This window comes from Labrys wisconsinensis (assembly GCF_030814995.1).
GTDB lineage: Bacteria > Pseudomonadota > Alphaproteobacteria > Rhizobiales > Labraceae > Labrys > Labrys wisconsinensis.
The window spans coordinates 223,911-236,059 of the sequence record NZ_JAUSVX010000002.1; the positions used below are offsets into that span (position 1 = coordinate 223,911).

Annotated in this window: 12 protein-coding genes; 2 read left to right on the forward strand and 10 right to left on the reverse strand. The window is 68.5% G+C overall.

Annotated elements, in window-relative coordinates:
* Positions 1 to 70 precede the first annotated feature (70 nt).
* The 8 genes from QO011_RS07460 to QO011_RS07495 all read right to left on the reverse strand — a co-directional run bounded on the left by QO011_RS07460 (position 71) and on the right by QO011_RS07495 (position 7,763).
* On the reverse strand, positions 71 to 2,266 hold the full coding sequence (locus QO011_RS07460; RefSeq protein WP_307270925.1) for a xanthine dehydrogenase family protein molybdopterin-binding subunit: 2,196 nt from the start codon (positions 2,264 to 2,266) through the stop codon (positions 71 to 73).
* 2 nt (positions 2,267 to 2,268) lie between these two features.
* Positions 2,269 to 3,270: an FAD binding domain-containing protein gene (locus tag QO011_RS07465; RefSeq protein ID WP_307269778.1), complete on the reverse strand. Its 1,002-nt coding sequence runs from the start codon at positions 3,268 to 3,270 to the stop codon at positions 2,269 to 2,271.
* A gap of 3 nt (positions 3,271 to 3,273) precedes the next feature.
* Positions 3,274 to 3,885, reverse strand: coding sequence for a (2Fe-2S)-binding protein (locus tag QO011_RS07470; RefSeq protein ID WP_307270928.1), 612 nt, complete (start codon positions 3,883 to 3,885; stop codon positions 3,274 to 3,276).
* Positions 3,886 to 4,004: 119 nt separating this feature from the next.
* A complete protein-coding gene (locus QO011_RS07475; RefSeq protein ID WP_307269782.1) occupies positions 4,005 to 4,874 on the reverse strand; it encodes an SDR family NAD(P)-dependent oxidoreductase in 870 nt (289 codons plus the stop codon).
* Between the two features lie 268 nt (positions 4,875 to 5,142).
* Entirely contained in the window at positions 5,143 to 6,000 is an 858-nt protein-coding gene (locus QO011_RS07480) for a sigma-70 family RNA polymerase sigma factor (RefSeq protein WP_307269785.1), read from the reverse strand.
* Positions 5,997 to 6,470, reverse strand: a complete 474-nt coding sequence (locus tag QO011_RS07485; RefSeq protein WP_307269788.1) for a carboxymuconolactone decarboxylase family protein — start codon at positions 6,468 to 6,470, stop codon at positions 5,997 to 5,999. Before QO011_RS07485 ends, QO011_RS07480 begins: the two co-directional genes overlap by 4 nt.
* Positions 6,471 to 6,600: 130 nt before the next feature.
* Positions 6,601 to 6,813: a tautomerase family protein gene (locus QO011_RS07490; RefSeq protein ID WP_307269791.1), complete on the reverse strand. Its 213-nt coding sequence runs from the start codon at positions 6,811 to 6,813 to the stop codon at positions 6,601 to 6,603.
* Positions 6,814 to 7,019: 206 nt separating this feature from the next.
* On the reverse strand, positions 7,020 to 7,763 hold the full coding sequence (locus QO011_RS07495) for an SDR family oxidoreductase (RefSeq protein WP_307269793.1): 744 nt from the start codon (positions 7,761 to 7,763) through the stop codon (positions 7,020 to 7,022).
* 100 nt (positions 7,764 to 7,863) lie between these two features.
* Here QO011_RS07495 and QO011_RS07500 point away from each other — a divergent pair, with 100 nt between their 5' ends.
* Positions 7,864 to 8,763, forward strand: a complete 900-nt coding sequence (locus QO011_RS07500; RefSeq protein ID WP_307269795.1) for a LysR family transcriptional regulator — start codon at positions 7,864 to 7,866, stop codon at positions 8,761 to 8,763.
* A 147-nt stretch (positions 8,764 to 8,910) separates the two neighbouring features.
* On the opposite strand, the gene QO011_RS07505 is transcribed toward QO011_RS07500, so the two are convergent.
* Both QO011_RS07505 and QO011_RS07510 read right to left on the reverse strand, forming a co-directional pair.
* A complete protein-coding gene (locus QO011_RS07505; protein ID WP_307269798.1) occupies positions 8,911 to 9,912 on the reverse strand; it encodes a GlxA family transcriptional regulator in 1,002 nt (333 codons plus the stop codon).
* On the reverse strand, positions 9,909 to 10,472 hold the full coding sequence (locus QO011_RS07510) for an isochorismatase family protein (protein ID WP_307269800.1): 564 nt from the start codon (positions 10,470 to 10,472) through the stop codon (positions 9,909 to 9,911). Before QO011_RS07510 ends, QO011_RS07505 begins: the two co-directional genes overlap by 4 nt.
* A 637-nt stretch (positions 10,473 to 11,109) precedes the next feature.
* Here QO011_RS07510 and QO011_RS07515 point away from each other — a divergent pair.
* Positions 11,110 to 12,072: a hypothetical protein gene (locus QO011_RS07515; RefSeq protein WP_307269803.1), complete on the forward strand. Its 963-nt coding sequence runs from the start codon at positions 11,110 to 11,112 to the stop codon at positions 12,070 to 12,072.
* Positions 12,073 to 12,149 lie beyond the last annotated feature (77 nt).

A 12,149-nucleotide genomic window follows, 5' to 3' on the forward strand; every position in this document is an offset into this window, starting at 1 on the left:
GCAATTTCGATCGATATAGCGGAGTTGGGGCGAAGCTCGGAAGTTTGTTGGGGCGGCACTCGCCGGCCGTCTAACCGTCTTCAAACAACCTCTCGAGCGTGATCGGCACGTCGCGCAGCCGCTTGCCCGTTGCGTTGAAGATCGCGTTCGAGATCGCCGCGGCGACCCCGACGATGCCGATTTCTCCGATCCCCTTCACCCCCAGGGGATTCACCTCGCGATCCTCTTCGGGGATCAGGATCGCCTCGACCTGCTGCACGTCGGCGTTCACGGGGACCAGATATTCGGCGATGTTGGTGTTGATCGCCCTGCCGCGGGTCGGATCGATCTCCAGCCCTTCGAACAGGGCGGAGGAGAGGCCCCAGACCATGCCGCCACGATACTGCGCGAGCGCGGTGCGTTCATTGACGATCCGCCCGGCGGCGAAGGCACCGACGAGACGCGGCACACGCAACTCATGCGTTCGGGCGTTGATCCTGACCTCCGCGAATTGGGCGCCGAAGGAATAGACGGCGACGGGCTCGGCCCCCTTGGGCGTCGAAACGGTCGCGCTGCCATTGGCGCCCTTGCCGTCGAAGGCCCTGTATTGGGCCGATTCCTGCAGGGAGGCGGCGCCGAGCCTGTCGAACATGCTCCCGAGCTCGCCGAGCGGCGGCATCGTGCCGCCGAGCCGTGCGACGATGCGCTGGCAGGCGTCGCGGATCGCCGGGACGGTGCTTGCGGTCTGCATCGATCCGCCCGCCGGCGCGGTCGGCGGCAACAGACTGTCGCCCAGCAGGACCTCGACATTCTCGATCGGCAGGCCGAGCAGGTCTGCGGCCACCTGGCCGAGAGCCGTATAGGCGCCGGTCCCGATCTCCGATGCGGCGGTCTCGACGCGCGCCTTGCCCGAGCGCATCAGGGTCACGGTCGCGCTGCCGCCATAGTTGAAGCATGGGAAGATCGCTGCCGCGCAGCCGTAGCCGACCAGCCAGTCCCCGTCGCGCATCGTGCCCGGAACCGGGTTCCTGTCGCGCCACGCAAAGCGCTCGCTCGCCTCCTCGAAGCATCGGACGAGCGAACGGCTGGTGAAGCGCCGGCCGTCGACCGGACTTCTCGCCGGCTCGTTTCGGCGCCTCAGCTCGATCGGATCGACCCCAAGGCGATGCGCCAGCTCGTCCATCGCGGTTTCGAGCGCGAACATGTAGGGCATCTCGCCCGGCCCTCGCATGAAGCCGGGCGTCGTCCTGTCGGTGCGGACGATGGTGACGCGCGTCGAGATCGACGGCGCGGCATACATCTCGGCCGTCTGCACCGTGGCGGCGCTGGCATAGGCGTCGGAACGGGAGCAGATCTCCCAGGCTTCGTGCGAGAAAGCCGTCAGCTTGCCGTCGGCGGTGGCGCCGAGCCGGATCCGGTGGCGGCTCTCCGCGCGATAGGTGGACAGCGTGAAGCCTTGCGTTCTCGTCGCCACCAGCTTCACCGGTCGGCGGAATTTCCGCGCCAGGGCCGCGAGGATCGCGGTTCTGGGCGTCAGGCTGAGCTTGCTGCCGAAGCCGCCGCCGATGAAGGGGCTGATGACGCGCACGCGCGAGGGATCGATCCCGAGCTGTTGCGCGAGGCCGCGCTGCAGGCCGGCGACGTATTGGCTGGGTTCGTGGACGACGACGGTGTCGCCGTCCCACAGCACCGTCGTCGGAAAGGGCTCCATGGCGTTATGGACCTGGCTTTGCGTGTGATAGGTCGCGTCCACGACGACCGGCGCGCCGGCGAGCGCCTGCTCGGCATCGCCGAGCTCGGGATCCCTGAAGGCGGGATTGGCGGCCGACCAGCGCTGCGCGGCCGCTCCCGGACTGTCGAGCGTGACCGCGGCGGGTTGCACGCCGTAGCGCACCCGGACGGCGGCAGCCGCTTCGCGAGCCGTCTCGAAACTGTCCGCCAGCACGATGCCGATGATCTGGCCATCGAACAGGATGTCCGGTCCGGTCAGGGGCTGATGGCTGGTGGAGGAGCCCGCCGCCCGGCTGACGGGGGCGGCGAGTGTCGGGGCGTTCTCGTGCGTCACGATGTCGACGACGCCGGGCAGGCTCCGCGCATCGGTGGCATCGATCGTCTCGATCCGCCCCTTGGGAATGGAGCTCAGGAGAACCCAGGCGTGAAGCGGGTTCGCAACGACGACATCCGCCGCAAACTGCGCGCGGCCCGTGACCTTGGCCCGGCCGTCGTAGCGCGGATGGCCCCGGCCGACGAGCGGCAGCTCCCGAAGGCCTGGTTCACCCGTCGTCATCGTCAGATCTCCATCGCTGCAGCATGCAGGAGCGCCCGGACCAAGGTCTGCTTCCCGAGCGGGATCTTGAACTGGTTGTGCGACCGTGCGAGCGCCCCGGCGAAGGCGGCATCGGCAGCTTGCTGCGCGACGTCGGCCGTCAGGCGCCTGTTCCTCAGAACGGCTTCGGCATCGCGCGCACGCCATGGAACGGTCGCCACGCCGCCGAGGCCGATGCGCGCCTCCCTGACGACGCCATCGCCGGCAAGATCGAAGGCGACGGCGGCGCTCGCGAGAGCGAAGGCATAGGATTGCCGGTCCCTGATCTTGAGATAGAAGGAGCGCTTCATCCATGGGCCGCGCCGGATGACGTATCCGGTGATCAGCTCTTCGCGCTCGAGCATGGTCTCCACATGCGGCGTTGCACCGGGCGGCCGGTGCAGGTCGGTGAAGCGGATGGAACGTGTCCTGCCTCCTCGACCGATGGTTTCGACCGTTGCGTCGAGGGCGGCGAGAGCCTGCGGGAAATCGCCGGGATAGACGGCAATGCAGGCCTCGCTGGTGCCGAGGATCGCATGCTGGCGATTGTGGCCGTCGAGAGCGGCGCACCCGGAGCCCGGGATTCGCTTGTTGCACTGCCCGAAGCTCACGTCGCGGAAATAGGCGCAGCGCGTTCGCTGCAGCACGTTGCCGCCGAGCCGCGCCATGTTGCGGATCTGCTGGGATGCGCCGAGGTTGAGCGATTGGGGTATCAGCGGGCAGATGGCCGCGATCTCGGCATGGGCGGCCACATCGGCCATGCGCGCCAGGGCGCCGAGGCGGATGGTCGTTTCGTCGACCACGATGGCGCCGAGGCGCGGGTCCTGGAGCCTGGTCACGTCGACCAGGCGGCCGGATTGCACCACGTCGATCTTCATGAGATCGAACAGGGTCGTTCCGCCGGCCAGGACCACAGCGTCGGGATGGCTGAGAGCCCGTATGGCGACCTCGGCGGTTGGCGGTGCTTCATAGACGATCGGTCGCACGGCTCAGCTCTCCATCAGCGGCTTGGCCTGCTGGATCGCAGCGACGATGTTCGGATAGGCGGCGCAACGACAGATATTGCCGCTCATAGATTCGCGGATGTCGTGCGCCGTCGCCGCGTGGCCTTCCCTGACGCATGCGATGGCCGACAGGATCTGGCCCGGCGTGCAGAAGCCGCATTGGAAGGCGTCCTGGTCGATGAAGGCCGCCTGCATGGGATGAAGCGCGCCGGAATCGCTCGCGAGCCCCTCGATCGTCGTGACGCTGGCGCCGTCGGCCGCAGCCGCGAGCATCAGGCAGGAGAGAATCCGGCGGCCGTCGACATGGACGGTGCAGGCTCCGCACTGTCCCTGGTCGCACCCCTTCTTCGTGCCCGTTAGCCCTGCGTGATCGCGCAGCGCGTCGAGCAGGCTGGTGCGGGTATCGAGCGAGAGACGGCGGCGTTGACCGTTGATCGTCATCTCGACGGTCTGCAACGCTCGCGGATCGTCGATGCGCGTCGGCGCCTGCGCCTGAACGGGCGTCGAGGCTGTGGCGAAAGGCGCAAGGGCGGCGAACGCCGATCCCTTCAGGAAGCCTCTGCGCCGCGGATCTGGCAAAGCCGGGTCGTCTGCCATCCTGGTCTCGCTCCATTCCAAGACGTGGGGGCGGATCGCGACCGCGCCCTCGCAACGCCGGTTGAGGTCATGGTCCGGGCAGTGCCGCCCCGTCGGCGAGCCGCCAGCGGGGAAGCGCGCTATTGCGGCACTTCGTCGGGAAAACCGACCGGATAGGTCTGGTCGAAGTCGGCCGAAACGCTGACGGCCTGCCACAGGTCGGCTTCGGCGATCTGGCGCCGGGAGTAATCGAGCGCCATCCTCGCCGCGTTCGCGCCGAGCAGCAGATGCGACGGAAGGTCCCGGCGCTTGACGACGTTGACCAGGATTTCGGCGGCCCGTCCGGGGTCTCCGGCCTGCGTCGTGGCGGTTCCCATGATCCCGGCGATGGCACCGACGGTGGCGTCGTATGCGGGAGGAAACGCCTGTATGTCCATCGAGGATCCGGCCCAATCGGTGGCAAATCCGCTCGGCTCGACCACCAGGCAGCGGATGCCGAAGGGAGCGGTCTCGCTCGCCAGCACCCGCGTGAAGCCGTCCACGGCGAACTTCGCCGCCTGATAGGAACCGAGACCGGCCGTGCTGCCGACACGGCCGCCGATCGACGAGAACTGCACGATGGTTCCGGAGCGCTGCGCGCGCAGGATCGGCAGCGCCGCCCGGGTCACGTTGTAGACGCCCCAGAAATTCGTTTCGAACTGCCGCCGGAAGTCGTCCCTGGGCGCGGTTTCGATCGGCGCGATATTGGCGTATCCGGCATTGTTGACGACGACGTCGATGCGGCCGAAGCGCTCCAGCGTCCTGTCGAAAGCGGCGCTCGCCGCATCCGCGTCGGTCACATCGAGGCTGACGGGCAGAACCCTGTCGCCGTGCCTGTCGCCGAGGTCGGCGAGATGGCCGGGCTTGCGCGCCGTCGCGACGACCAGATCGCCCGCGTCAAGGGCCGCGGCGGCAAGCGCACGGCCAAAGCCGCGCGCGGAGCCTGTTATGAACCAAATCTGCTGGGCCATGCCTGCTCATCCCTCTGCTCCTTGTCGCCATTTTATAAAACATAGTTTCGTTAATTGCGCAATGACGTTTTGTTAAAAGGTGGCGTAACGAGCGCGCGTGAAGGGGCTCGCGCCTCGTGTGACAAGACGGGAAGGCTTGAACCGGGGGCAGCACGCCGCCTTGGGAAGCGTCGACGAACAACTGAATCGAAGTGGCGCAGGCAAGCCCTCTCCTGGTTGGAAGAGGGGGCACACTTCTCGGCTGAGGCACTTATCTGGGGGCGCCGCCTCAGTGCAGGTGCCTCAGCTTGTCGGGGTTGCGCACCACGTAGATCGCCGCGATCTTGCCGTCCTCGATGTCGAGCGCCGTCGTCTGGAGCTCGCCGTCGGCTTCGAGCGTGACGAAGCCGAGCAGTCCGTTGACGAAGCCGGTGCGCACGAGCTTCGAGCCGTTCGCCCGGAACAGGCCTGCCAGCTTCTCCAGGATCGCCATCACGGCCTCGATCCCGAGGATCGGCTCCATCGCCGCCGGGCGCTTGCCGCCGCCGTCGGCGTGAGCGCTGACGTCCTCCGCCAGCATGGCACGCAGCGTCCGCATGTCGCCGCCGCGCGAGGCGGCGAAGAAGGCCTCGGCGAGCGCCAGGCCCCGTCGCGCCTCCATCCGGAAGCGAGGCCCGGCCTGGCGGACATGGCCGCGCGCACGGGCTGCGAGCTGGCGGCAGGCCGCGGGATCGCGCTGGACCGTCGCGGCCACCTCCTCGAAGCCGAGGCCGAACACGTCGTGGAGCAGGAAGGCGGCACGTTCGAGCGGCGTCAGCCGTTCCAGCGCCAGCATCAGCGGCAAGGTGACGTCGTCCTCCTCCTCTTCCACCACGGGATCGGGCAGCCAGGGGCCGACATAGGTCTCGCGCCGGTGCCGCGCCGACTTGAGCTGATCGAGGCAGAGGCGCGTGACCGTGCGGCGCAGGAACGCCTCGGGCTCGCGCACCTCGCCGCGGTCGGCTCTCATCCAGCGGATGAAGGCGTCCTGCACCACGTCCTCGGCGTCCGCCACCGAGCCGAGCATGCGATAGGCGACGCGGACGAGCGTCGGACGCAGCGGCGCGAACACCGCCACCGCGTCCTGGGATGTCGAGACCGCCGTCACGCGGCGAGCGCCTTGGCCGCGGACTTGACGGCTGCCGGATCGGCCCAGACCCGGAAGCCGACCGCGATACGGTTCCAGCCGTTGATGACGCTGATCAGCAGGGTGAGCTTGACCTGCTCCTCCTCGGTGAAATGCGCCTTCAGCTCGTCATAGGCATCGGCGTGGCCATGGCCCTCGCAGAGCCGCGTCATGGCCTCGGTCCAGCCGAGGGCGGCGCGTTCGCGGTCGGTGTAGCAGGGCGCCTCGCGCCAGGCCGGCAGCAGGTTGATCCGCTGCTCGGTCTCGCCGTGCTCGCGCGCGAAGGTCGTGTGGAGGTTGAGGCAGTTGGCGCAGCCATTGATCTGCGAGGCGCGGATCTCCACGAGCTCGGCGAGGCCCGGCCCCAGGCTGGAGGCGATGGCCATGGAGGTGCGCTGCCAATCCTGCATTAGCGAGGGGGCAGCCGCGAAGGGGTTGAGTCTGGCGGTCATGATCGGTTCCTTCCGTTGGTACCGCACTCATGACGAAGCAGGGACCGGCGGCGTGACATGGGACCGAAAATTTTTGATGCGCTTCGCCGGCGCAAGGCGGCGCATCCGCCGCGCGGGCCGATCGCGGCCGTCAGTCCTTCGCCCGCCAGGCCTCGGGGACGGTGAACACCTCGTCGGCCCGCCCATAGCCGCCGTCCTTGACCTCTTCGATCAGGACCATCGCGTGCGGGCGCGCCGCCTCGGTGAAATAGTCGACGAACATGGCGGTGACCCTGTGGACGATCTCGTCCTTCTGCGCGCGGGTGAGGGCGGCTTCGGGCACCTTGATATTGGCGAAAGGCATGGTGGCTCTCCTTGGGGACATGGCCGCCTGGAGCATTTTCCAAGCGAACCGGCCCCGGTTCGCGTCAAGAAAATGCGTAAAAACAAAGAGATAGAGAGTGTGATCGATTCAACTTGAAGCGATCACGCTCCAGGGCGGCGGGGTGGGGCAGGTCGATCCGCTCGATGCGTCGGCGACGCGGGCGGGCTGCTGCACGGGACGGCTGCTCAGATCATGCCGCCATTGGCGCGCAGCACCTGGCCGTTGACCCAGCCGGCGTCGGCGCTCACCAGGAAGGCGACGGCGGCGGCGATCTCCTCGGGCCGGCCGAGCCGGCCGAACGGGTTCATGGCGGCGATGGCGCGCACCTGGTCCTCGGTCTTGTCGGCCAGGAACAGCTCGGTCTCGACCGGACCCGGCGCCACCGCGTTGACGGTGATGCCGCGTGCCGCGACCTCCTTGGCGAGGACATGCGTCAAGGCTTCGACCGCTGCCTTGCTCGCGGCATAGGCGCCGTATCGCGGCGGCCGGAGCCCGACGACGCTCGACGAGAAATTGACGATCCGGCCGCCCGTGCGCAGCCGCCGCGCGCCCTCGCGCAGCAGCCGGAACACGGCGGTGAGATTGACGGCCAGCGTCTGCTCGAACGCGGCGTCGGCGGTCTCGGCGATCGGCGCGAGCGACAGGATCCCGGCATTGTTGACCAGGATGTCGGCGCCGCCGAACATCCGTTCAGCCGCATCGAACAGCGCGGCGGCGCTCGCGGCGTCCGCCAGGTCGGCCTGCACCGCAAGCGCCCGTCCGCCCGCCTTCTCGATCGCCTCGACGATCGCCGCGGCGGCTTGCGCCCCACGGGCATAGTTGACGATCACGGCGATCCCTTCGCCGGCGAGACGTTGCGCGACGGCGGCGCCGATCCCGCGCGATGCGCCGGTCACGATCGCGACGCGGCTGTCCTGATGGTCCGACATGGCTGTCTCCTTCGTTCGTGGAACAGAGATAGCTGATCGGATCGTGCCGATAATCGGCCTGGACTTGCCAACACCTGTCGGAATAGGCGAACAATTCGCGATGGATCGCCTGGACTCGATGCGCCTCTTCTGCCGCCTGGTGGAGCGGCGCAGCTTCACCGCCGCGGCCGCCGATCTCGGCGTGCCCCGCTCCACCGCGAGCGAGGCCCTGCGCGAGCTGGAGACCCGGCTCGGCGTGCGCCTGCTGGACCGCACGACGCGCCATGTCGCGCCGACGCTCGATGGCGAGGACTATTACCGGCGCTGCATCGCCATCCTCGCCGAGCTGGACGAGGCCGAGGGCGCGCTGCGCGATGCCCAGCCGCGCGGGCTGCTGCGGATCGACGCCCATCCGCTGATGACCCGCACGTTCCTGCTGCCGCACCTGCCGGGGTTCCTCGCCCGCTATCCCCTCGTCGACATGCAGTTCGGGCAGGGCGACCGCCTCGTCGATCTCGTGCGCGAGGGGGTGGATTGCGTGATCCGCGCCGGCGAGCCCGACGACAGCGGGCTCATTCGGCGGCGGCTCGGAACGCTGCAGGAAGTCACGGTGGCGAGTCCCGACTATCTCGCGCGCCACGGCGTGCCGGCCTCGCCCGGCGCGCTCGGCGGCCACGTGATGGTCGGCTTCGTCTCGTCGCGCACGGTCGAGGCGCTGCCCCTGGAGTTCGTGGTCGACGGCGAACGGCGCCTCGTCACGCTGCCGAGCCGGGTGAAGGCCAACAATTCCGACACGAGCGCCGAGCTGGCGCGCATGGGCCTGGGGCTGGTCCAGGCACCGCGCTATCGCTTCGCCGAGGATCTCGCCGCCGGCCGCCTGGTCGAGGTGCTGGCGGATACCCCGCCGTCGCCGACCCCGCTCTACGCACTCTACCCGCAGAACCGGCAGCTCGCCCTGCGGCTTCGCGTGTTCCTCGACTGGCTGGCGCGCCATGTCCGCTTTCCCGGCGCGGAGGATTAGCCGGCTTCATCCGTCGCGGCGGGCGGGGACGCGCTCGTCGCCGATCTCGGGACCATGGAGCGAGGGCGCCGATGAAGATCTCGATGCAGGCGGTGGTGGTCGGCAGTATCGCGCCCATGCTGGAGAGCCTGTCGGCATCCCCGACGCCTAGGGCGAAGCCTCGCGCAGGCGTGTCGGCGATGTGTCGTAGAGCCGGTTCCAGGCTCTGCGGAACTGGCGCGCGGAGGCGAAGCCGGCGCGTTCGGCGATGTTCTCCATATCGAGCCGGGACCCCGTCACCAGTTCGCGCGCCAGCGCGACCCGCATCCGGTTGACATAGTCGGTCACGCTCATGCCGGCATGCGCATTGAACAGCCGCGACAGATTGCGCGGGCTGGTCGCGGCGAGCTGCGCCAGGGCGGCCACCGACCAGTCCCGCGACGGGTCGGCGCCGATCGCATCCTGGGCCCGATGGATCGCGGGATGGATGTGATTGCGCCCTTCCAGCCAGGGGGAGAGCTGCGGGTCCGCGCCGGCGCGGCGCAGATAGACGACGAGGTTGCGCGCGACCGCGAGCGCGGCGGCATGGCTGGATTCGCGTGCGACCAGCGCGAGCATCAGGTCGACGCCGGCCGTGACGCCGGCGCTCGTCAAGCGCTCGCCATCCTCGACATAGAGCCGGTTCTCGCGCACCCGCGCGGTCGGCGCGAGGCGGATGAGCTCGGGCAGCGTCGCATGGTGCGTGGTGCACTCATGGCCCTCGAGCAGGCCGGCGCGGGCGGCGAGCAGCGCGCCCGAGCAGATGGTGGCGAGGCGGATCCCCGGCCGGACGGCGTGCCTCAGCCATGCCACGACCGCGGCCTCGAGCGGCGCGTCTTCGGGCCGCGTGTCGCCGGCGGCGCCCAGCGGCTCGTCGACGGCACCGGAGACGACCACCAGGGCATCGTCGGGAAGGCGCGCAGGCAGCGGAGCGATGCCGGCAAGGTCGAGGCCGACGGAGCTGCGCACGCCCGCTGCCGGCCCGACGAAGGTCACGGCGAAGCGAACGGCGGCCTGGTCGAAATTCGCCCGCCGCAGCACCTCGATCGGGCCGGCAATGTCGAGCAGCAGGGCGCGGGGCGGCACGACCACGAAGACAGGGACCACCCGCGGCTGCTCGACGAGGCTCATGCCGCGGCTTTCACGGGTGGGCCCGCCAGCGCCTCCCCGACCGTGGCGATGCGGGCGAAGCGTCCGGCGAGCACCAGCTCCGTCCGGGCGCGGATCTCCGCCGCGCTCCATGTGCGCCCGTTCGCGTCGGTCATGGGGAAGGTCAGCGTCGCCTCGCCGACATAATCGACGTCGAAGCCGAGGTCCGAGGCATGGCGAGTGGTGGTCTCGCAGCACTGCTCGGTGCGGATGCCGGAGACGATCAGCCGGCGAATGCCCGTCTCGATCAGCCAGACGTCCAGCCCCGAGCCGACGAGGGCGCTGTGGCGGCGCTTGCGGAAGACCGCGTCAGGCTCGATGCGCAGCGGCGCCAGCGGCACGACGAAGCCAGATCCTTCCGAGAACACGCCGGTCTCCTCGACGTGGAAGACCTGGACGACGGGGATGCCGGCCGCTTTCGCGCCATCGATCAGCGCCTGCTGGCGCTCGATATAGGGCGGCAGGTCCTCCGCACGAAAATAGGGCCGGTGGCGGAAGGATTCCTGCGCATCAATCACGAGAAGGGCGGTTTTGGTGGGCATTTCCAAGATCTCCGAGCGTCGAGCCTGCGGACATCATATCGACGCCGCCGCCTGCCGAAATGCCGGCCCAGGACGAATGAGGGACAGTTTACGCCAAACGCTGCCGGCTGTCCGCTCTCGGAAGGGGCCCCGGCGCGTTCCCGATCGGTGCAGCAGGGCGTCTCGCGCCGGGCCGGCAGCAGGTCGATCCTCTGCCCGGTCTCGCCCTGGCCACGCGCGAACACCGCGCGCGCGTCGATGCGGTTGGTGCAGCCGTCGATCCGGGAGAGGCCCGGATCGTCAGGATCTCGGCGAGGCCGGCTCGGGCTGGAGGCGATGGCCACGGAGGTGCGCCGCCAGTCCTGCATCGGGGAGGGGGCCGCCGCAAAGTGGTGAGCCTGGCTGTCATGGCCGGTTCCTTCCCCTGGCACCGCGTTCATGACGAGCCCGGGACCGGCGGTGCCATTGCCCCATCGCTGCAGGTGAAACGCCGCGACCTTCCCAGGGTGGGACGATTCCTTGCCGGCGAACAACGAGCTTGTTGATTAAAAATGCAAACTACAACTTAAGCGAGCATCAAAGCCCGGCATTGCACATAGTCGAGGGGGGCATCGAAAATCACGGATTGGCACGCCGCGTGCCACAACGGGAGGATGTCATGTCGCTCGAGATCCAGAATTTTACTGTCTACCTCAACAATCCGAACTATACGGCGACGTTCAACGCTGCGGTAAAACAGTATGTCGCTGGCATAACCGGTTTCAATATGTCCTATAAGGACGGAAAAGGTCACGACGTACAGACGTTCCTGCTGTCTCTGCAGGTCAACCAGACCTCTTCCGATCAGCTCGATTTCAAGGTGACCGGACAACTCTCGGACAATGGCGGCAACACGGTCGACTCCGGCGCTGCCTGGGTGAGCATCGGCGTCATTGCCGAGACCGGCACGGAATCCGGCAACATCACGCTGGCCAATGCCGACGACATCGCCTCGGGCGGAAGCTCTGGCGGCGTCCCGCTGGCCCAATCCAGCCCCTCCATCAATGTCGGCCTGCTGTCCGGCTTCGATCTCAGCTACGGCACCGGCACGGACCACGACGTCCAGATGGTCAATGCCAGCGCCTCGGTCACCCAGTCGAGCGGCATGGACTACATCAAGGCCGAGGCCCTGATGAAGGATGGCGGCAAGAACAGCGCCACCACCGCCAGCATCGACGGCGGCCTCCTCGCCACCTTCAAGGCCAATGCCGGCGTGGTGGCCACGTCCGTCACCGATCAGCAGAGCACGAGCGCGGTGTCGGTCGATCTCGGCACGCTCATCCCGGCGAACTACAAGCTGAGCGGCGATGTCATGGCGGTGCTGACCGGCTACCAGATCTCCTATGGCGGCAACACGGGCAACGACGTCAACACGATCGGGGCCGGACTGACCGCGTCCGGCGGCTCTGACGGGAATTGGGCCGCGCCGGGCCTGCCGAGCATCACCGCGGGCACCACATCGGTCAACCTGCCCAATCCGCAGGCCTACATGTACGATCTCGGGTGGCCCAGCAATCACGGCCAGGACGACAGCGAGAGCGGGGTGAATCTGATCGTCATCGCCACCATCGTTCCGGTCTGAACGAGCCTTTGCGAACCGCGCCGGCCGCCGCCGCCGTGCGTCGGCTTCCCCTCGTCCCGTCGATCCGCCCGGAGCCG